Source organism: Enterocloster bolteae (assembly GCF_002234575.2).
Taxonomy (GTDB): Bacteria; Bacillota; Clostridia; order Lachnospirales; family Lachnospiraceae; genus Enterocloster; species Enterocloster bolteae.
Map to the genome: position 1 here is coordinate 2,475,763 of NZ_CP022464.2, position 21,219 is coordinate 2,496,981.

General features: G+C 50.2%; 18 protein-coding genes and 1 pseudogene. 13 read left to right on the forward strand and 6 right to left on the reverse strand.

Annotated elements, in window-relative coordinates:
• Positions 1 to 84 precede the first annotated feature (84 nt).
• The 3 genes from CGC65_RS11640 to CGC65_RS31290 are packed head-to-tail and all read left to right on the forward strand — an operon-like array spanning position 85 to position 2,811.
• A complete protein-coding gene (locus tag CGC65_RS11640) occupies positions 85 to 1,422 on the forward strand; it encodes a hemolysin family protein (RefSeq protein ID WP_002567045.1) in 1,338 nt (445 codons plus the stop codon).
• 33 nt (positions 1,423 to 1,455) lie between these two features.
• The gene (locus tag CGC65_RS11645) at positions 1,456 to 2,604 is read left to right on the forward strand and encodes a sodium ion-translocating decarboxylase subunit beta (RefSeq protein WP_002567046.1); all 1,149 of its coding nucleotides are present in this window, start codon (positions 1,456 to 1,458) and stop codon (positions 2,602 to 2,604) included.
• Positions 2,605 to 2,661: 57 nt separating this feature from the next.
• Positions 2,662 to 2,811 (forward strand): hypothetical protein, encoded by a 150-nt coding sequence (locus tag CGC65_RS31290; RefSeq protein ID WP_002567047.1) that lies wholly within the window; start codon positions 2,662 to 2,664, stop codon positions 2,809 to 2,811.
• A gap of 123 nt (positions 2,812 to 2,934) precedes the next feature.
• On the opposite strand, the pseudogene CGC65_RS32510 reads toward CGC65_RS31290, so the two are convergent.
• Together CGC65_RS32510 and CGC65_RS11655 are read right to left on the reverse strand one after the other, a co-directional pair.
• A pseudogene (locus CGC65_RS32510) lies at positions 2,935 to 3,087 on the reverse strand (sodium:alanine symporter family protein); the annotation flags it as partial.
• Positions 3,088 to 3,544: 457 nt separating this feature from the next.
• Complete coding sequence (locus CGC65_RS11655) at positions 3,545 to 4,711, reverse strand: IS110 family RNA-guided transposase (RefSeq protein ID WP_039896941.1); 1,167 nt, start codon at positions 4,709 to 4,711, stop codon at positions 3,545 to 3,547.
• Positions 4,712 to 5,126: 415 nt separating this feature from the next.
• On the opposite strand from CGC65_RS11655, the gene CGC65_RS11665 reads away from it, so the two are divergent.
• Complete coding sequence (locus CGC65_RS11665; protein WP_002567048.1) at positions 5,127 to 5,915, forward strand: class I SAM-dependent methyltransferase; 789 nt, start codon at positions 5,127 to 5,129, stop codon at positions 5,913 to 5,915.
• Between the two features lie 64 nt (positions 5,916 to 5,979).
• Here CGC65_RS11665 and CGC65_RS11670 read toward each other — a convergent pair whose 3' ends face one another.
• The 3 genes from CGC65_RS11670 to CGC65_RS11680 all read right to left on the reverse strand — a co-directional run bounded on the left by CGC65_RS11670 (position 5,980) and on the right by CGC65_RS11680 (position 8,737).
• A complete protein-coding gene (locus CGC65_RS11670) occupies positions 5,980 to 7,230 on the reverse strand; it encodes an MFS transporter (RefSeq protein WP_002567049.1) in 1,251 nt (416 codons plus the stop codon).
• Positions 7,227 to 7,904: a TetR/AcrR family transcriptional regulator gene (locus CGC65_RS11675; protein ID WP_002567050.1), complete on the reverse strand. Its 678-nt coding sequence runs from the start codon at positions 7,902 to 7,904 to the stop codon at positions 7,227 to 7,229. The genes CGC65_RS11670 and CGC65_RS11675 overlap by 4 nt, the downstream gene beginning before the upstream one ends.
• Positions 7,905 to 8,152: 248 nt before the next feature.
• A complete protein-coding gene (locus CGC65_RS11680; protein WP_002567051.1) occupies positions 8,153 to 8,737 on the reverse strand; it encodes a helix-turn-helix domain-containing protein in 585 nt (194 codons plus the stop codon).
• A gap of 106 nt (positions 8,738 to 8,843) precedes the next feature.
• On the opposite strand from CGC65_RS11680, the gene CGC65_RS31295 reads away from it, so the two are divergent.
• A complete protein-coding gene (locus CGC65_RS31295) occupies positions 8,844 to 9,020 on the forward strand; it encodes a hypothetical protein (RefSeq protein WP_002567052.1) in 177 nt (58 codons plus the stop codon).
• 108 nt (positions 9,021 to 9,128) lie between these two features.
• On the opposite strand, the gene ychF is transcribed toward CGC65_RS31295, so the two are convergent.
• Complete coding sequence (gene ychF / locus CGC65_RS11685; protein WP_002567053.1) at positions 9,129 to 10,226, reverse strand: redox-regulated ATPase YchF; 1,098 nt, start codon at positions 10,224 to 10,226, stop codon at positions 9,129 to 9,131.
• Between the two features lie 930 nt (positions 10,227 to 11,156).
• Between ychF and nox the strand changes: the two genes are divergently transcribed.
• The 8 genes from nox to mraY all read left to right on the forward strand — a co-directional run bounded on the left by nox (position 11,157) and on the right by mraY (position 21,178).
• On the forward strand, positions 11,157 to 12,494 hold the full coding sequence (gene nox, locus CGC65_RS11695) for a H2O-forming NADH oxidase (protein WP_002567054.1): 1,338 nt from the start codon (positions 11,157 to 11,159) through the stop codon (positions 12,492 to 12,494).
• Between the two features lie 87 nt (positions 12,495 to 12,581).
• Complete coding sequence (lgt, locus tag CGC65_RS11700) at positions 12,582 to 13,472, forward strand: prolipoprotein diacylglyceryl transferase (protein WP_002567055.1); 891 nt, start codon at positions 12,582 to 12,584, stop codon at positions 13,470 to 13,472.
• A gap of 386 nt (positions 13,473 to 13,858) precedes the next feature.
• Complete coding sequence (gene mraZ, locus CGC65_RS11705) at positions 13,859 to 14,284, forward strand: division/cell wall cluster transcriptional repressor MraZ (RefSeq protein ID WP_002567056.1); 426 nt, start codon at positions 13,859 to 13,861, stop codon at positions 14,282 to 14,284.
• On the forward strand, positions 14,284 to 15,231 hold the full coding sequence (gene rsmH / locus CGC65_RS11710) for a 16S rRNA (cytosine(1402)-N(4))-methyltransferase RsmH (RefSeq protein WP_002567057.1): 948 nt from the start codon (positions 14,284 to 14,286) through the stop codon (positions 15,229 to 15,231). The genes mraZ and rsmH overlap by 1 nt, the downstream gene beginning before the upstream one ends.
• A 114-nt stretch (positions 15,232 to 15,345) precedes the next feature.
• Positions 15,346 to 15,876 (forward strand): septum formation initiator family protein, encoded by a 531-nt coding sequence (locus CGC65_RS11715; protein WP_002567058.1) that lies wholly within the window; start codon positions 15,346 to 15,348, stop codon positions 15,874 to 15,876.
• A 13-nt stretch (positions 15,877 to 15,889) separates the two neighbouring features.
• The gene (locus CGC65_RS11720) at positions 15,890 to 18,277 is read left to right on the forward strand and encodes a peptidoglycan D,D-transpeptidase FtsI family protein (protein WP_002567059.1); all 2,388 of its coding nucleotides are present in this window, start codon (positions 15,890 to 15,892) and stop codon (positions 18,275 to 18,277) included.
• 71 nt (positions 18,278 to 18,348) lie between these two features.
• The gene (locus CGC65_RS11725) at positions 18,349 to 20,139 is read left to right on the forward strand and encodes a peptidoglycan D,D-transpeptidase FtsI family protein (protein ID WP_002567060.1); all 1,791 of its coding nucleotides are present in this window, start codon (positions 18,349 to 18,351) and stop codon (positions 20,137 to 20,139) included.
• Between the two features lie 70 nt (positions 20,140 to 20,209).
• Positions 20,210 to 21,178 (forward strand): phospho-N-acetylmuramoyl-pentapeptide-transferase, encoded by a 969-nt coding sequence (gene mraY / locus CGC65_RS11730; RefSeq protein ID WP_002567061.1) that lies wholly within the window; start codon positions 20,210 to 20,212, stop codon positions 21,176 to 21,178.
• The last annotated feature ends 41 nt before the right edge of the window (positions 21,179 to 21,219 follow it).

Here is a 21,219-nt window from a genome sequence, read left to right on the forward strand (position 1 = left end):
TTTAGCTGACATTTCCCCAATCTTTATGTATAATAGTCTTTGAAACAAATCAATCTATGTAATATGAAGGAGGAATCATTTACCATGGAATCTGACCCTGAAGCGGCCAATATTTTATTCCAAATCACAATCTTAGTTATTCTGACATTAATCAATGCATTCTTTGCAGGCTCCGAGATGGCAGTGGTATCTGTTAACAAGAACAAGATACACCGCCTGTCCGAGCAGGGAAACAAAAACGCAGCGCTCATAGAGCGCCTGATGAAGGACTCAACGGTGTTCCTGTCCACCATCCAGGTGGCCATCACTCTGGCAGGCTTTTTCTCCAGTGCATCGGCGGCTACCGGTATCGCCCAGGTGCTGGCGGTACGGATGGCGCAGTGGAACCTGCCCTACAGCCAGACCCTGGCAGGCGTTGTGGTGACCATCATCCTGGCTTATTTTAACCTGGTGTTTGGTGAGCTGGTGCCCAAGCGGATTGCCCTGCAGAAAGCGGAGGCCTTCAGCCTGTTCTGCGTACGTCCCATTTATTATATATCACGTATCATGAATCCCTTTATAAAACTGCTCTCTCTGTCCACCAGCGGCTTTCTGAAGCTGATCGGCATGCACAATGAAAACCTGGAGACAGATGTGTCCGAGGAAGAAATCAAGTCCATGCTGGAAACCGGAAGCGAGGCAGGTGTGTTTAATGACATTGAGAAGGAGATGATAACGTCCATATTTTCCTTTGACGACAAGAAGGCCAAGGAAGTGATGGTGCCCAGACAGGATATGGTGGCGCTGGATATCAATGAGCCGCTGGAAGAATTTCTGGATGAGATTCTGGAATCCATGCACTCCAAGATTCCTGTATACGAAGGGGAGATTGACAACATCATAGGCGTTCTGTCCACAAAGGCACTGACCATTGAGGCCAGAAGGACTTCCTTTGACAAGCTGGATGTCCGCACCCTTTTAAAGCCGGCCTATTTTGTGCCGGAGAACCGCAGGACCGACGCCCTGTTCCGGGAGATGCAGGCAAATAAAATCAAACTGGCCATTCTGATCGACGAATACGGCGGCGTGTCCGGTATGGTGACTCTGGAGGATCTTATCGAGGAAATCGTTGGTGATATTCATGAGGAATACGAGGAGGAGGAGCCGGAGCTTACAGAGCTGGAGCCCCATAAGGTCTACCGGGTGTCGGGCGGCATTACCCTGTTTGATTTGAAGGAGGAGATGCACCTGCATATGGACAGCTCCTGTGATACCCTGTCCGGATACTTAATGGAACAGCTGGGGTATATACCGTCCCGGGAACAGCTGCCCCTGACAGTGGTTACACCGGAAGCTGATTATGAGATATTGGAAGTGGAAGACAGAGTGATAGAATGGGTGAAGCTGACCCTTAAGGAGACAAAGAAAGAACAGGAAGAATGACGTACAGGGCATGGTACAAAGGAGGGAAAGTAAATGAGTTTTCTGTTGGAAGGCATTACGGCGGTAACCTGGCAGCAGGCAGTCATGTATGTGGTGGGAATTATCCTGATTTGGCTGGCGGTTAAGAAGGAATATGAACCATCCCTTCTTCTGCCCCTGGGTTTTGGCGCCATACTGGTCAACCTGCCGTATTCCGGTGTGGTGGACCAGATGGTACAGGGAAAGGTACCTGCGGCCGGAATCATAGAATGGCTGTTCAAAACCGGAATCGAGGCTTCGGAGGCCATGCCAATCCTGCTTTTTATCGGAATTGGCGCTATGATTGATTTTGGACCATTGCTGAGCCAGCCGGTACTGTTCCTGTTCGGGGCAGCGGCCCAGTTTGGAATCTTTGCAGCTATCCTCATTGCGTGTCTTATGGGCTTTGATCTGAGGGATGCCGCCTCCATCGGCATCATTGGAGCTGCGGACGGACCTACCTCCATCCTGGTATCCCAGGTTCTGGGGTCCAGGTACATCGGCCCCATTGCGGTGGCCGCCTATTCCTATATGGCCCTGGTTCCCATTATCCAGCCCTTTGCCATACGTCTGGTGACCACCAGAAAGGAGCGCTGTATTCATATGGAGTACAATCCCAAGAGTGTGAATAAACAGCTGCGAATCGCGTTTCCCATTGCCGTGACCATCATAGTGGGCCTGATATCACCGCAGTCCGTGGCCCTGGTGGGCTTTCTTATGTTCGGAAACCTGCTTCGGGAATGCGGCGTCCTGGGAAGCCTGAGCCAGACGGCCCAGAACGAGTTTGCCAATATAATCACACTGCTCCTGGGCATCACCATCTCGTTCAGCATGAGAGCAGAGCAGTTTGTGAACCCGGCTACATTGATGATTATGGTTCTGGGACTGGTGGCCTTTGTATTCGACACCATCGGCGGCGTGCTTTTTGCCAAGCTGATTAATGTATTCCTCAAGATGGCGGGTAAGAAACCGGTGAACCCCATGATTGGGGGCTGCGGCATATCCGCATTCCCCATGTCCTCCAGGGTGGTGCAGAGGATGGCTGCCAGGGAGGAGCCGGGTAATATCATACTGATGCAGGCTGCCGGCACCAATGTATCGGGCCAGGTGGCATCGGTTATTGCCGGAGGACTGGTTATCAGCATCGTGTCCCAGTATCTGTAGGGCGGAAGAATCGAAGTTTCAGACAGGCTCTGGAGTCAGCAGCAAAGGAGGAAGCGTATGAATATGGAACACGTAGGGATTGCCCTGGAAATTATGGGAAAAGGTATGGGCGGAATCTTTGCGGCTATTATCATCATCATGGCTGCGGTAATGATATTGGGCCGTATTACGAAGGACCGTAAGGACCATAAGGACGGTAAAGAATAGGAGTCCATGAGATGAGAATAAACAGGAAGGGGAGTACGGCTGGTGTAAAGCGTGCTCCCCTTCCTGTTTAGTTGTTAGTAGTGGAAGAACTTCCTGGTCCCCAATTAGGGGAATCCGGGGCCCTGTGACGGACAGACGGATGCCTGTGAAGGTCCTGCGCTGGATGAATCCGGTCCGGAAGGTGAGAAAGAGATGGGTTCCGAAGAGAGGGCCGATCATGGGAAGGCCCCAGATGCAGTTGTTGATGCCTTCCACAATGCTGCTTACCAATTGTATAATGATACCTCGTTTCTCCGCAGCCGCAGTTTTTTGTTAGGGATACGGCTTTTGTGTTAATAATATCAATTAATCTGCCACAAAAAATGAAAAAAGAAAGAAAATACGGTTTTATGTGTTGAAATAGGTATTAAATACTAAAAAATACGGTTTTAATTGATAACACTAAAAAATATATTGAAAAATCATAAACAGGCTGTACGCATTTACTGCGGTGGAAAAAAAGAAGTATAATAATTACATTACTGATGTGTGCAGACAGGTTCGGAATATGCAGTACGAAAATTCAGAGTGGAAACATGCCTGCATACATATCCGGCAAGGAGACCAGCTATGAAAAGTCAAGTATAAATTAGGTGGAAATTTCAATTCCGTGTTTCGCAGAAAGAAGGGTAACTTTAACAAAGCTCCCTAAAAGCCCTTTTTCAAAATCTATCGATTATGGTATACAGACCTCTTATTCGAGGTTGAATGCTACTTCGTCAGTGAGCATCTTCCAGATGACTCTGACAAGTTTGCCAGCACAGTGCCCAAGGGCATTGTAATGAGTCCGGCCTTCCGCTCTCTTGGCATCATAATAAGCTTTGAAAGTAGCATTGTTTTTTACGACATTGTGAGCTGCATTCATGAGGGCATAGCGTAGCACTTTAGATCCTCTTTTGGACATCCTGGTTCTGTGAGCCTGGAAGTTTCCAGACTGATAAACGGTCGGATCCAGTCCAGCAAATGCAAGCAGTTTCTTTGGATTAGAGAATCGGTGTATATCACCAATCTCACCAAGAATCATTCCGCCATTCACGACACCAATTCCGGGAATGGTCATAATTACAGAGTGCAGGCAGGTGACAAGATTTGCCATTTCAAGCTCTGTAGAAAAAAGTTGGCTATCCAGTAACTCGATCTGTTCAATGGTATGAGTTATTTGAATAGATAGAGAACTGTCATTGACACCGACAGACTTCTGTGCGAGAACTCTTAATTCTCTGGCTTTATCCTTACCGAAATGGCCGTGGGAAGCAACTTCGAGGGTGTGAGCAAGATGGGTCAAATGCATAGAAGCAATAGCGTTGGGTGTCGGAGCCTCCTTAAGGACGGCATAGACAGAGTTTTGATGCAAGCCAGACTTAAAGAAGTATTGTAGTTCCGGGAATGCCTGGTCTACATAGGAAGTCAGCTGAATTTTTAAGCGTGTACGCTGCTTCACAAGTTTCTGGCGGAATCTACCGAGCTCTTTGAGCTCAATGTAATCCAGATCCTCTAAGGCCATAAACCGAAGGGAATCCTGCATCATAAGGGTTTTAGCAATCACAAACGTGTCGACTTTATCAGTCTTCGTTTTGCGTACATTATTTTTACGCATGAACGAAGTCTGGATAGGGTTGAGAACACACACTTTAAAGCCCTTGCTGATGAGAAAACGAACAAGGTTGTCACCGTAGTGTGCCGTTGATTCAAGACCTATGATGATACTGTTCTGGTCAAGTGGTGCCAGATGAGAAAGCAGTAGATAGAAGCCATCATAGTTATTAGAAAATTTGAACGGCTCGATGAGTATTTCGCCGTCGGAAGAAATCGCGGCGGCGAAATGGTTGAGTTTGGCAATATCAATGCCTACGTAAATCATGAGGTTGTACCTCCCTTTCATAAAGTCTGATACCGTGATATCCACCAGCAGTTATCATCGTAGACTTGATTGAAATAAGTACTCAGAGCAAACGCTCCGGCAACATCCAGCTAATAAACAATTCAGATAAAAGAGATGGCAATACACTCCTGTCGAGTAGTCGAGGCTACAAAAAAACATCAAAAGTCACAGTATCTGAATGTATTAAACCACGAAACAGAAAAAGAAAGGAAGTATGTTGTGTTTGCTTCTAACAACATCATACAAGGGTATATGAGAAAAAGCATGTCAGATAACTACCCGGCGCAGCCTTAAGGCAGACAGCCATTGTGTCGGGACTGGAAATACCGGCTGTCGTTTTTAGGGCTGCAGCGTATCCATGGAACAAGTGATGAAGATGGAAGGAGCAGCCGATATGAAGACAGAGGAATTAAGAAAGATATGGAAAGCCGAGGAGGCTTTGGCACACATCCACGGGTGGGATTTTTCACACATTGACAGCAGGTACAGGGAGGAAGGAAGCCTGCCCTGGGATTACAGGAAAATTATCCTGTCCCATCTTGGGGACAGGGATTATCTTTTGGACATGGACACAGGGGGAGGCGAATTCCTGCTCTCACTGGGCCATCCATACTCCAGAACCAGCGCCACAGAGGCATATCCTCCCAATGCAGAGCTGTGCCGGAGGCTTCTGGCGCCCCTGGGAATTGATTTCAGGGAGGCGCCGGGGAATCAGACGCTGCCCTTTGCGGACAGCTGTTTTGACATGGTAATAAATCGTCATGGAAATTATGATGCGGGGGAAGTGAACCGTATCCTGAAACCGGGCGGCATTTTCATAACCCAGCAGGTGGGGGAGGACAATGACAGGGAATTGGTGGAGCTGCTTTTGCCCGGTACGCCAAAACCTTTCCCGGGAATGAATCTGAAGGAGCAGTCCAAAAAGCTTAAGGAGTCCGGGTTTGATATTCTGGAGCAAGGTGAAGCCTTCTGTCCCATACGCTTTTTTGACGTAGGGGCGCTTGTATGGTTTGCCAAAATCATTGAGTGGGAATTCCCCGGCTTCTGTGTGGATGGCTGTCTGGACAGACTGGCTGCCGCCCAGGGCCTTTTGGAGTCCGGGGGCTCCATTGAGGGGACCATCCACCGCTATATGATGACTGCCAGGAAGAGGGAACCCGTGTATTTGGAACCCATGTATTAAGGGAACGCTCGCATTAGGGGAACACTCACATTAAGGGAACGCTCGCATCAAGGGAACGCTCAAATTAAGATACGGCGGTTTCTGACCACAACTTCCTGGCGGCCAGGGAAATCACCGCCATGGCAATGCAGGTGAAAAGGGCAGGAAGGTAAATCCTTGCCGGGAAGGTCTGGAAGATAAATCCGCAGACCAATTGGCCCAGGGGAGCCGCGCACTGTGACACTGCCGTGATAATGGCCATCACCTTTCCAAGATTTTCGTTGGGAGTCTCCTTCTGGACCTTTGTGATAACGAAGATGGAAATGATGGTCATAATCATGGCAATGGGGACAGCGCAGGCCAGGAACATCAGATAGGACGGATAAAAACCGCGGCTGATCCATGCAGGGGTTACGGACAGTGCCATGGGAAGGAACAGAAGGGCGATGGCTGCCAGAAGGCGGTGCAGGTTTTCCATGCGCATCTTTTTAGCGGCAGCGCCCATGGACAGGGCGCCTAATATAGTAGCCAGATTGATGGTTCCCATGCCGATTCCGTACATGGCGTCCGTGCTTTTCATGGCTGTCCTTAAAATGACAGGCCCTCCCACCACAAAAAACGGGGTCAGAACCAGATTCAGCAGGGAAGCCAGAATCATGGAGCGCAGTATGAGAGGATTTCGGCCGACATAGGAAAAGCCTTCCTTTAAGTCGGCCGCAATGGTGGGAATAACGGGCATGGTGAATTCGCGTTTGCGGAAAGGAATATGGATGAACAGCTCCAGTACAGCGGAACAGATAAATGCGGTTCCGCTGACGCACACCAGGGCTTTGACCCCGAATATGCCGTAGAACATTCCGCCAATCAGCGGGGCCGCCACATTGGAGAGGGCCTGGACCCCGTTTACAAGGCCGTTTGCTCCCTCCAGATGTTCCTCCTTCACCAAAAGGGGAATGCTGGCCGTCACCGCCGGTCCATACATGGAACTGATGACAGAGAGCAGTATCAGGACAGCGCCTGTAAGAAAGATGGAAGTCCCCCCCAGACGGAGGCTTACATAGTACAGAGATATGATTATACCGCTGGTAAAGTCGAAGAGCACCATCAGATTGCGCCTGTTAAAACGGTCGGCAACAGCTCCGCCTACAGGGGAAATCAGAAGAGGAATATTGGAGAATGCATACAGGGCGGCGTAGATGTCCGCCCTTCCCGTAATGTCCAGTACATAGAGGGACAGGGCAAACCGCAGCAGGGCAGATCCCAGTATGGATATAATCTGCCCGATTACCATGAGGCGGAAATCCCTGTTTCCCGATATGGGACTATTTGCCATCATTCATCCCTCCGTGATTCTGATTCCTGTAAAATACATCCGCTTCCCGCGGCCAAAATCTGTTTCATGGGTTCAAAGGTTCCTTTTTCAGCGCCCAGTACAGCTTCCATGGCTTCTATGAATCCGTTTATCTTTTGTTCCATCTCACAAGGTGTCCATGTAAACATAGAGGAATCAAACAATATCTGCCCGGAAACCAACAGTATCTGCATGGCTTCCAGTGGATGCTCTGTGGAGAACAGGCGCTCCTTCACTCCCTGGGAAGCGATCTCGCCCAGGATGGGGGAGAGGGCCAGAATCGAGCGCACAATGCTTTTTTCGTGCATCAGGGCATTGGCCGGCAGATGGAACTCCTCAATCATCCTGTCTTTAGGGCCATCTGTCCGGGGCTGTCCGGCAGCTATGATCCGGCATATTTTCCGGACCGGTGATATACTCTTATCCATGGCTATCAGCCGGGCCTTTTGTACGTCCTGTTCAATGAAACGTTCTATGATGGCATCCATCACCTCTTCCTTGGATTTAAAATAATAATAAAAAGTACCCTTTGCAATACCTACCTGATTCAAGATATCAATAATGGTGGTTTTTGAGTACCCTTTTTCTGTAATAAGCGTCTCAGCGGCGTCCAGAATTTCATTTCTCCGTTCGTCAGCTTCCTTAATAATACGTGTCATGGTTTGCCCTCCTATCTTATAGACCGACCGTCGGTCTATAAGATATCATACATGATATGAAGGGCAATGTCAATGGGATTTGAGAGAAAGAGCTGCTCCGGGAGAAATGTGGAATTGGAAGTACGGCTGAAAACCTTGTGTTGAAAGGCGTCTTGTTTATTTACTCCGTTACCGGCTGCCCATACGAATTTTAATGGCAGCTGGGTTGCTTCAATAAATTAACGGCAACAGGGAGGTGTCTGGTGTATCTACAGACTGACCGAGAAAAGCCCGTGGCTGTTACAGCAGATATACAGCACTCCGTGACCAGACCTGGGGAAACGTACCTGGGCTGCCTGTTCCGGATATAGTTTCATCAAAAGCACTCTGTCATAGACGGCATATGCCATGAATGTGATATAGTGCTGCTTTTCCATATCATGTTCCAGAGTGATGTAATAATCGCCCTCCACTGCTTTTGCAGACACGCTGTGGGAAAGGTCCGCGGGCCTGGCTTTCAGGGCATTCAATTTCCTGCCGCAGCAGGAGATTTCCGCCATGCCTGTGCTGGATATTACATTTCCGCAGACAGGGCATACATAGAATTTGATTCGTTTCATATTTCCTCCATCTTTTTTATTGGGCTCCAAATCGCCCAACAGTATTTTTTCAATATTAACTCCTAAAATATCAGAAAGCTCCCGCAGAAGGGATACGTCGGGGCATCCGGCGCCGCGTTCCCATTTGGAAATAGTCCTGTCGCTGATGTTCATGGCATTGGCCAGGGCCTTCTGGGTCATTCCTTTTTCTGTTCTCAGGGTATAAATCAGATTTCCTACTTTGCTGCAATCCATGTTTCTTCACCTCCTTGTCTATCATAGCCCATATGGGGGATAAATACAACAAACGCTCCGTGGAGTCCGTGGAGGCAGCGGAGCCGGGGATACTGAAGAGGGGAGGATGGAATGCCCGGTTGAAGGAAAGGAGGTGATGGAAGATGGTGAGAAGGAGAACGAGGGAGAAAGAAGGAAAATGAGGGCGAAAGAAGGTGAAGGAGGAAGAATAAGGAGGAAGAATAAGGAGAAAAAGAAAAAAAGAAAAAAGAAGAAACCGGCATCATCCATGGCTGCAGTGTGACGGACGACGCCGGTTTTTCATTGTCATATGAATAGAAAGCTTAAGATATATAAAACTTGTGTAAATGATTTTAATTACAGTTGCAAAGCAACGGCTGTTTATACACGCCTATACATTAAAGCGGAAGAGCACAACATCCCCGTCCCTCATGACATATTCCTTGCCCTCGGAACGTACCAGGCCTTTTTCCTTGGCTGCATTCATGCTGCCGCAGGCCATCAGGTCGTCGTAGTTGACTACTTCGGCGCGGATGAATCCACGTTCAAAGTCGCTGTGAATCTTTCCGGCTGCCTGGGGTGCCTTGGTGCCCACCTTGATAGTCCATGCACGGCTCTCCTGGGGGCCTGCTGTCAGGTAGCTCATAAGGCCCAGGATGCGGTAGCTGGCTGCAATCAGTTTCTCCAGACCGGACTCTGTAAGGCCAAGGTCGTCTAAGAACATCTTTTTCTCGTCGTCATCCAGCTCAGCGATTTCCTGTTCAATCTCAGCGCAGATAACGAATACCTCACAGTTGTTCTCGCCGGCAAAGCCGCGGACTGCCTGGACATACTGGTTGTCCGCACCGTCGTTTGCAAGGTCATCCTCAGCTACATTGGCGGCAAAGATGACGGGTTTCCATGTAAGAAGGTTCAGGGTATTGATGAACTCCATGGCATCATCGTCGTCCGGCTCAAAGCTGCGGGCCAGCTTTCCGTCTTCCAGGTGGGCTTTGATGGCTTTTAACAGCTCCACTTCCTTTGCCAGTTCCTTGTTGTTGAACGCACCCTTGGACTGCTTGGCAATGCGGCGCTCCAAGATTTCAATGTCGGAGAAAATCAGCTCCAGATTAATGGTCTCAATGTCGCGGATAGGGTCAATGCTGCCGTCCACGTGAATGACATTGGGGTCGTCAAAACAGCGTACTACATGAACAATGGCGTCCACTTCACGGATGTTGGACAGGAACTGGTTGCCCAGACCTTCACCTTTGGAGGCTCCCTTTACCAGACCTGCAATGTCCACGAACTCGATGACGGCAGGGGTGGTTTTTTCTGAATTGTACATGGCGGTAAGTTTGTCCAGGCGGACATCGGGAACCGGAACCACGCCTACGTTGGGGTCAATGGTACAGAACGGGTAGTTGGCTGATTCCGCGCCTGCCTTTGTCAAAGAATTGAAGAGGGTACTCTTGCCGACGTTGGGGAGTCCTACGATACCTAATTTCATATGATTACCTTCCTATCTGTATGTGATATATGATGGTTCAAATACGCCCTGGCTCCTGGCGGGGGCGTTCTGATTCAATTAAAGCTTTATTATCATATCATAAAAAGAGGGGAAATTAAAGGGGAAAATGTGCGTGGGGGGAGATGGGAGGGATGGTACGCGGACGGGGAAGGGGATCGGGAAAATGAACGGGCGGGGGCGGGGAGATTTGGCTCATGGTTCCCTCGGTGGCTGTCTCTAAGCCGGAACCGGGGACAAAGCAGGGGGACCGCGGCAAATTCCGGAGAAATCTGGATGATTTCTCCTCCATGTGCCACCGGCTTCGGGCCGTGTAGGCCCTCAGCCGCCCCCTGCTTTGCCCCCGGTTCCGCCTAAGTGACAGCACCCCTCGGTAAAAATCGCCGAATCTCCCCGCCCCCGCCCGCTCATTTTCCGGCTGCTCTTTTGCTCGTCCGCTGTCTCATCCTCCCATAAGGAGAGGAGTGATGGCCGATGGATGTGAGGATAATTGCGGGTGTGAGGAATTTTCTCGCGTGAAGCGTCGAGGGCGTTTGGCGGAGATGTAAAAAAGGATGAGGAGAAAATTCCTCATTTTTGGATGAGGGCGGACTTATGGGTTGTTTGGAGATGAGCAGAGCTTTGAAGGTGAGATTTTTGCTCGGCCAATAGGGGATGAGGTGGAATGTGGATAGATATAATGGCTGGCTGCGGGGTTTTAATAATCCTATGTGGGATTCCTTCTTATTATATAATATATTTTATATAACACATTTGGGTTTGGCGGGGGATGGGATGCGGGGGGATTGATAATATAGGCTTTTTTGGCAATAATAGTTATGAGTGTATTCTGTAATATTGACCGTATGGTGTTTGGGTATGTTAGTAATCAGGCAGGATTTTAAATTTCAGGATAGCAGGAGGTTATTGAATATGAAAGAAACAATTGTCGTTATCGGGGCGAATCATGGGGGGACGGCGGTTTTGAATACTATTTTGGACCAGTTTCCGGGAAATCGGGTGGTGGCTTTTGACAGGAACTCTGATATCAGCTTTCTGGGGTGCGGTATGGCGCTTTGGATTGGCGGACAGATTTCCGGGCCAGAGGGGCTGTTCTATTCCAGTAAGGAGGCTTTTGAGGAAAAGGGCGCTGTCATTCATATGGAGACAGAGGTTGAAAGAATTGATTTTGACGGCAAGGCTGTGTATGCCAGGGGAAAGGACGGAAAGAGTTATGTGCAGGAGTATGATAAACTGATTCTGGCCACCGGGTCTGTTCCGCTGCGCCCTGAGATTGAGGGGATGGAGCTGGATAATGTGCAGTTTGTGAAGCTGTATCAGAATGCCAGGGATGTGATTGAGAAGCTTAAGGATACTTCTGTTAAGAAGGTGGCTGTGGTGGGCGCCGGATATATCGGGGTGGAGCTGGCTGAGGCGTTTAAGAGGAATGGCCGGGAGGTGGTTTTGATTGACCTGGCGGATACATGCCTGTCCGGATATTATGACAGGGAGTTTTCTGACAGGATGGCGCACAATCTGCAGGAGCACGGGGTGAAGCTGGCTTTTGGGGAGAAGGTGGTGAGACTGGAGGGCAAAAGACGGGTGGAACGTGTGGTGACGGACCAGGGATGTTATGAGGCGGATATGGTGGTATTCGGCATTGGATTTAGGCCCAACACATCCCTTGGACAGGGGAGACTCAGGACCTTTGGAAATGGGGCCTTTCTGGTGGACCGCAGGCAGGAGACAAGCGTGCCCGGGGTGTATGCGGTGGGGGACTGCGCTACGGTTTATAACAATGCCATACAGGCTGCGGATTACATTGCCCTGGCTACCAACGCGGTGCGCTCCGGAATCATCGCGGCCCATAACGCGTGCGGCAAGGTTCTGGAATCCGTGGGCGTTCAGGGATCCAACGGAATCAGTATATGGGGACTTCACATGCTCAGCACGGGAATCAGCCTGGCCAGGGCAAAGCGGATGGGATACGACGCTGCGGCAGCGGATTATGAGGACTGGCAGAAGGCAGAGTTTATGGAGAACGGAAACCATAAGGTGAAGATACGTATTGTATATGACAGGAAATCCAGAATCATACTGGGAGCCCAGATGTGCTCGGATTATGACGTATCCATGGGTATCCACATGTTCTCCATGGCAGTGGAGGAACAGGTGACCATAGATAAGCTGAAGCTGTTTGATCTGTTCTTCCTCCCTCATTTTAACAAGCCCTATAACTATGTGACCATGGCTGCGCTGGGGGCTGAGTAGGATTAATGCTGGTAAATACCTTCTTGCTTTTTATACTGCTTCGGGGTAAAATGGGAAAGTATATCACTTAGGAAGGAGATTTTCTTTATGGAAGCAGTTACGGGAGCGGATTTGAGTTTTGTGAATCTGGGTATTACCATAGAGCATCTGCCTAACAGCATCACTGTGTTTGGATTCAGGATTGCCTTTTACGGTATCATTATAGGGCTTGGGATGCTGGCCGGCATGGCCATCGCGTGTTCAGACGCTAAGAGAAGAGGGCAGGACCCGGATATTTATTTGGATTTTGCGCTTTACGCCATTATATTTTCCATTATGGGGGCCAGGGCCTACTATGTTATTTTCGACTGGGCAAATTATAAGGATGATTTGCTGCAGATATTTAACCTCAGGGCAGGTGGACTGGCTATTTACGGGGGTGTCATTGCGGCGGCCCTGACTCTCATCGTATTTACGAAGAAAAGAAAGCTGTCCTTTTTCTCCATGGCTGACAGCGGTGTCCTGGGTCTGATTACAGGACAGATGATCGGCAGGTGGGGGAATTTCTTCAACTGCGAAGCCTTTGGCGGGTATACGGACAACCTGTTTGCCATGCGAATCCGGAAAAGCCTGGTGAATCCTGCCATGATATCCCAGCAGCTTGTGGACAATGAGATTGTGGAAAATGGCATTGCCTATATCCAGGTGCATCCCACCTTCCTGTATGAATCACTTTGGAACCTGGGCGTGCTGGTGTTCATGCTGTGGTACAGGAAGCGCAAGAAGTTTGAAGGAGAGATGCTGTGGGTGTATTTCCTTGGATACGGACTGGGAAGGGTTTGGATTGAAGGACTGAGGACGGATCAGCTAAAGATTCCGGGAACGGGGTTCGCCGTGTCCCAGCTTTTATCGGCTGCGCTGGTGGGCGTGTCGGCGGCAGTGATTATTTACCGCCATCGTCACCCGAAAAAGGGGGACAAAGTGGAGGAATCCGCCTAGAGTGTGCCTGAAAATCATTCCCGGCATCTGCCTGCCCCCACTTTTGGGTAAACGGCAGGAAAGTGGTGGGAGAAATCATGGGATTGTCCCCCACCAGGGGCATTAAAGACTGAAAAAATCAATATTTTGTGTCTGTTGCGGGACTCGTCCCACATATAGAGGCAGTTGCGGAAAAGCCCGCAGCTGCCTTATTTTTTCGCAATTTTTTTATAAGATTTCCGTAAAAACTTCTTGCCATTTCCCAAAATCTGTACTATGATGGACATACAAGTGGTAGAAAGTGGTGCAAAGTGGTAGAAGATGGTTGTTAAGTGGATGAAGTGGGGGATTTCGGATGTCTCCCACAATAGTCCACTACCGCTCCGGTGTACGGCAGGTGATAAGTTATGTTCATGGGTGAGTACAATCATACAGTCGATGCGAAGGGACGGCTTATCGTACCTTCCAAATTCAGAGAGCAGTTAGGCGATGAATTCGTTGTTACGAAGGGCCTTGATAACTGCCTTTTTGTGTATGAGAATTCAGAATGGGCCGCCCTGGAAGAAAAGCTTCGCACACTGCCTCTGACCAATGCGGCCGGACGTAAGTTTTCACGTTTCCTCTTAGCAGGAGCTACCACCTGTGAAGTAGACAAGCAGGGAAGGATTCTCCTTCCGGCCGTGCTTCGTGAGTTTGCCGGAATCGAGAAGGATGCAGTACTGGTAGGTGTGGGCAGCCGCATTGAAATATGGAGTAAGGATAAATGGCTGGATGCAAACACCTTTGATGATATGGAAGAGATTGCAGAACATATGGAAGGTTTGGGAATTTAATGGAGGAATCAACATTTGTACATAAGTCCGTACTTTTATATGAGACAGTGGGAAGTCTGAATATCAAGCCTGGAGGCTTGTATGTGGACGGCACCCTGGGCGGCGGCGGACATGCCTATGAGGTGTGTAAGCGTTTGGGCAGCGGAAAACTGATTGGCATAGACCAGGATGCGGACGCCATCGAGGCGGCCGGGAAAAGGCTTCTGCCGTTTCAGGACAAGGTGACCATTGTCAGAAGCAATTATGCCAATATTAAGGAAGTACTGAAGGAGTTGGAAATTGAGGGAGTGGACGGGATTTATCTGGACCTGGGAGTATCCTCCTATCAGCTGGATACGGCTTCCAGAGGATTTACCTACCGTGAGGACGCGCCTCTTGACATGAGAATGGACCAGAGGAACGATGTCACGGCCGCCCATATCATTAATACCTACAGCGAGATGGAGCTGTACAGGATTATCCGGGATTACGGGGAGGATAATTTTGCAAAGAATATAGCAAAGCACATTGTAAGGGCAAGAGGGGAACACCCCATAGAGACCACCGGGGAGCTGGCGGAGATCATAAAGGGGGCCATTCCGGCCAGGGTAAGGGCAACGGGAGGCCATCCGGCCAAACGGACCTTTCAGGCTATCCGCATTGAATGCAACCATGAGCTGGAGGTTTTGGAACAGTCCATTGATACCATGATAGACCTTCTGAATCCGGGAGGCCGCCTCAGTATCATTACCTTCCATTCACTGGAAGACAGGATTGTAAAGAGCCGTTTCCGGTTAAATGAGAATCCCTGCATCTGTCCTCATGATTTTCCTGTCTGCGTGTGCGGCCGGAAAAGCAAGGGGAAGGTGGTATCCAGAAAACCCATATTGCCGTCAGAAGAAGAACTGGAGGAAAACAGCCGTTCTAAAAGCGCAAAGCTGCGCGTCTTTGAGCGGGGACAGTCTTAGTAAGAGGACAAGACCTTTTTCCGGTTATGAAAATACGAAAGACAGCAGGCAGCAGAAAAGACCGGCCCATGCCGGTGTCCGCTGCCGGATTCAGATAGAAGGGAGGATAAGGTTATGGCTGCAAGGGCGCAGGCGTCGTCAGGACGCAGGAATACACATAGAAATACCAGACCCGTGTACGGCAATGATTATGTACAGGGTTCTGCCGCACCAAAGCTAAGGCCCCAGACTGCTCCAAAGCAGGAGACCAGGCCGGGGAAACCATCAGGCAGCCAGTCGGTCCGGAGTAATCACCGGATCCGCCGCAATCAGGAGCGTGCCATGTATATGGACCTTCCATATGTCATCATGCTTACCATTGCGTCTGTGTTTACCTTATACCTCTGTATCAACTACCTCCATGTGCAGTCCTCCATCACGGCCAGGATGCACCATATTGAGCAGATGGAGGCAGAGCTGGAACAGCTCAGGGCGGAGAACGACGCTCTGGAGACCAGCATCAATACCAGCATCGACCTCAACAAGATATATGAGATTGCCACCAAGGAGTTGGGAATGGTGTATGCCAAAAAGGACCAGGTGCTGTTATATGACAAGACAGAAAGTGAGTATGTAAGACAGTATGAAGACATCCCGGAACACTAAATCCGGGGGCCGTATGGGGAAAGGCAGCAGCGGCAGCGGGAACGGCCCCAGGGATCAGGAACAATACAGAAATGAACAACGGAACAATCAACGGGGAAAGTATTATTATCCCAAGTATATACAAGAGAAGCTGGCAATCACCGTCCTGGTGATTACGCTGGCTTTATTTGCATTAGTCATGATTTTGTACCGGATCATAAAGGACAACAACGAGCAGTACAATAAAATCGTGCTCTCCCAGCGCCAGCAGGAGTATGACAGCCGTGTCATCCCATACCGGAGGGGAGATATTGTGGACAGGAACGGCACCTATCTGGCTACCAGCGAGAAGGTGTATAACCTGATTATTGATCCGGGACAGATCATGTCGGATCCGGAAAATTATCTGGAGCCAACCATTCAGGCCCTGGTGACCAATTTTGGTTTTGATGCCGGGGAGCTTCGGACCCTGATTGAGGAGCGGAAGGAGTCAGCCTATCTCAGATATAATAAGGGACGCCAGCTCACCTATGACCAGAGGGTGGCATTTGAACAGATGGCCAAAGAGACAAATGAAGCCTACCGCAAGAGCGATAATGACGCAGAGGCCAAGAAGCGGGTTAAGGGCATCTGGTTTGAGGATGAGTACAAGCGTATTTATCCCTACAATTCCCTGGCCTGCAATGTCATAGGCTTTACCAGCAGTGACGGAAGCGTGGGCACCGGCGGCATTGAGCAGTATTACAACAGCAGCCTGATCGGGGTCAACGGACGCGAATATGGATACCTGGACCAGGATTCCAATTTGGAGGGCGTGGTGAAACCGGCTTCCAACGGCAATACGGTGGTTTCAACCATTGATGTGAACATCCAGAACATTGTACAGAAATATATTGACGAGTGGCAGACCAATGTGGGAAGCAAGGTGACGGCGGCCATTGTCATGAATCCCAACAACGGGGAAATCCTGGCTATGGGAACCAGCAATAAATTCGACCTGAATAATCCCAGGGATGTATCCGGCTATACGGAGCAGGAGCTGTTTGACCTGGGGAAAAAGGAGGCAGCGGCTGTGTACCGGCGGGAAAATGACGGTGCAGTCATTACCGAGGACCAGGTGACGGAGCATTTTTCCAGGGAAGATGTGATCTCCTACGGACAGCAGGTGGCGTGGAACCAGATATGGAGGAATTTCTGCGTCAGCGATACCTATGAACCGGGATCGCCTTCCAAGATTTTTACCGTGGCCACCGGACTGGAGGAAGGGGTGCTTAAAGGAAATGAAAGCTTTGAGTGTACCGGTTACCTCCATGTGGGAGATTATAACATCAAATGTACGGCCTGGCGCAGGGGCGGCCACGGGTGGCTGAACCTCCAGGAATCACTGATGCAGTCCTGCAATGTGGCCATGATGCGCATTGGAGCCATGATAGGAAGAGAGCGATTTACCAAATATCAGGGCATCTTTGGGTTTGGCGACAAGACGGGGATTGACCTTCCCGGGGAGGCAGACACCAGCGGTCTGGTTTACAGCGCGGACGACATCGGGCCTACGGACCTGGCCACCAATGCCTTTGGACAGAACTACAACTGTACCATGGTGCAGCTGTCCGCGGCGTTCTGCTCTGTTCTGAATGGGGGTTCCTACTATGAACCCCATGTGGTGAAGCAGATTCTCAATGAGCAGGGGTCCGTGGTGGAGAAAAAGGAGCCTGTGCTGGTGCGGGAGACTGTATCCCAGTCCACCTCTGATTTCCTGAAGGAGGCCATGTTCCAGACCGTTGAGACAGGTACGGGAAAGGCAGCCCAGGTCATTGGCTATGATGTGGGCGGCAAGACGGGTACGGCTGAGAAGCAGCCCCGAAGCGCCAAGAATTATCTGGTGTCCTTTGCCGGATTTGCGCCCATTGAGGATCCGCAGGTATTTGTGTACGTGGTCATTGACACGCCCAATTATCCGCCGGGAGAGCAGCAGGCCCACAGCTCCTATGCAAGCGCTGTTTTCTCCAAAATCATGACAGAAATACTTCCTTATCTGAATATATTCCCCACCAAGGACCTTCCTGAAAATGAGGCAATCCAGGAAAGCCTGCCATCCTCAGAGGGCATTAATGAGCCGGTATCTGAGACAGAGGGCGCAGAGGGAACAGAGGAGACTCCGGCTGAGACAGAGAAGCAGTATGAGACAGATGAATACATGCCGGGCGGAGAGGAAGGAGAAGGCGCGGGCAGCGGTGTGCCGGACGCAGTTCCCACTGTGGCTGGGGACGGAAACGGAGAAGGGACAGGCCCCTCGTCCCTTCCGGTGAAGGCGCCGCCCCGCCAATCCAATGAAAGCAGCACTCAGGCAGGTCCTGCCGGGGAAAGCACCCAGGCAACAGAACCCTCCTCAGCAGGGGAGACGGCCAAGCCATCTGAGTAATCAGGAGAAAGATTCATAAAATGTGACGGGCTCCAATATATTATTAACAATGATGGACACCGGAGCTGCTCATGTATTCTAATTTAACGAAACACAGAAAGAATATAGCCGTCCTGGCACTGCTCATAGCCATCGTCATGGTGAGCCTGTCAGGGCGGCTTGGTTATCTCATGCTGTTCTGTTCAGAGCATTACAGCGCCATGGCCGAGGACCTGCACCAGAGGGAGCGTACCATTAAGGCGGCCAGGGGGCGTATCATTGACGCCAACGGGGTCGTCATCGCTGATAACAGGACAGTTTGTACCATTTCCGTCATATACAATCAGGTAAAGGACCGGGAGCAGGTCATACGGGTACTGTGCGATGAACTGGATCTGGATGAGGAGCTGGTGAGAAAACGGGTGGAGAAGCGCAGTTCCAGGGAAATCATCAAGACCAATGTGGACAAAGAGCTGGGGGACCAGATACGTTCCTACCGGCTGGCAGGGGTCAAGGTGGATGAGGACTACAAACGGTATTATCCCTACGACAGCCTGGCATCCAAGGTCCTGGGATTTACCGGGGGAGACAACCAGGGCATCATCGGCCTGGAAGTAAAATACGAGAAATATCTGAAAGGAATGAACGGAAAGATACTCACCATGTCCGATGCAAAGGGCGTGGAGATAGAGAATGCCGCAGAGGACAGGATTGAACCCATACCGGGCAATGATCTTCACATCAGCCTGGATGTGAATATACAGAAATATGCGGAGCAGCTGGCTTACCAGGTGCTGGAGAAGAAAAATGCCAAGAAGGTATCCATCATCGTCATGAATCCCCAGAACGGGGAGCTGATGGCCATGGTCAATGTTCCTGAATTTAATCTGAACGACCCTTTCACCCTGAACCAGAACCTGCGAAGCCAGAGTCTCCAGGAGATGGCTGCCGCCAACCAGGGGGCCACAGGGGCGGGCAAACAGGAGCTGTTAAACCAGATGTGGAGGAATACCTGCATCAATGATACCTATGAGCCTGGTTCCACCTTCAAAATCATCACAGCGGCAGCCGGCCTGGAGTCAGGTGTGGTGAAGCTGACAGACCAGTTTTCCTGTCCCGGATTCAGGGTGGTGGAGGACCGGAAGATAAGGTGCCATAAAGTGGGGGGACACGGGGCCGAAACCTTTCTGCAGGGCGCCATGAATTCCTGCAACCCGGTGTTCATTGACGTGGGGCAGCGCCTGGGCGTGGATGGCTATTACAAGTATTTTACCCAGTTCGGACTGAAGGGAAAGACGGGGATCGACCTGCCCGGCGAGGCAGCCACCATCATGCACAAAAAAGAGAACATGGGACTGGTGGAGCTGGCCACGGTTTCCTTTGGCCAGTCCTTCCAGATTACACCGGTTCAGCTTATCACCACGGCAGCGTCCATTGTCAACGGAGGAAACCGGGTGACCCCTCATTTTGGCGTGGAGACCGTCAGCGCCGACGGTACATCGGTCCACAAGCTGGATTATCCTTCCGGGGGAAGAATTCTGTCGGAGGAGACCAGCGCCACCATGCGGTACGTGCTGGAGCAGGTGGTATCGGAGGGAAGCGGCAAAAAGGCAAAGTTAGAGGGATACCGCATCGGCGGCAAGACAGCCACGTCGGAGAAGCTTCCGCGAAGCCTTAAAAAATATATTTCATCGTTTATCGGCTTTGCACCGGCTGACAATCCGCAGGTTATGGCCCTCATTACCATTGATGAGCCGGAGGGGATTTATTACGGCGGAACCATAGCTGCCCCGGTGGTCGGAGATTTATTTAAGAATATACTTCCTTATCTGGGAATTGAGGCAGTACAGGAAGAAACTGCTGTACACCTTTCCAATCCATAGTTGATTATTCCCGGAAAAAGACGTATACTAATTACCAAATAAGACATACATATGAGATTGAGGTGCCTTTATGATTCATGAAACCATACTAGCTATTATCATTGCATTTGCCATCAGCGCATTGCTTTGCCCCATTATCATCCCTTTCCTGCACAAGCTTAAATTCGGGCAGCAGGTCAGGGACGACGGACCGGAGAGCCATCTGAAAAAGCAGGGAACGCCTACCATGGGCGGCCTGATTATACTCAGCAGCATCATCATTACATCTGTCTTTTATATTCCCAGCTATCCTAAAATCATTCCCGTGCTGTTTGTCACGGTAGGATTTGGCATTATTGGGTTTTTGGATGATTATATCAAGATTGTGATGAAGCGTTCCGAGGGGCTGAAGCCCATGCAGAAGTTAGTGGGCCAGTTCATCATCACAGGCATCTTCGCCTGGTACCTGCTTAACAGCGGGGAGGTGGGAACGGATATGCTGATTCCTTTTACGGGAGGTTTTGACGGAGGCAGTTTCCTGTCCCTGGGAATCTTCTTTGTACCCGCGCTGTTCTTCATTATGCTGGGAACGGATAACGGGGTGAATTTTACCGATGGTTTGGACGGTCTCTGTACAAGCGTTACCATACTGGTTGCCACCTTTCTTACCATTGTGGCCATCGGTGAGGACATGGGCATCAGCCCCATAACCGGAGCAGTGGTGGGAAGCCTGCTGGGATTTTTGCTGTTCAATGTATATCCGGCCAAGGTGTTCATGGGGGATACAGGCTCCCTGGCCCTGGGCGGTTTTGTGGCAGCCTCCTGTTATATGATGCGCATGCCCCTGTTTATTCCTGTCATAGGGCTTATCTATTTAGTTGAGGTACTGTCCGTCATTATCCAGGTAACCTATTTTAAGCGCACCGGCGGCAAGCGTATTTTTAAAATGGCGCCCATCCACCACCATTTTGAGCTGTGCGGATGGTCGGAGACAAGGGTGGTGGCTGTATTCGCCATCGTGACCGCCATCCTCTGCATGGTGGCTTATCTGGGGCTGTAGATATCAGTATCGCACGTAAGAGACCAAAGGACGGTCTCTAA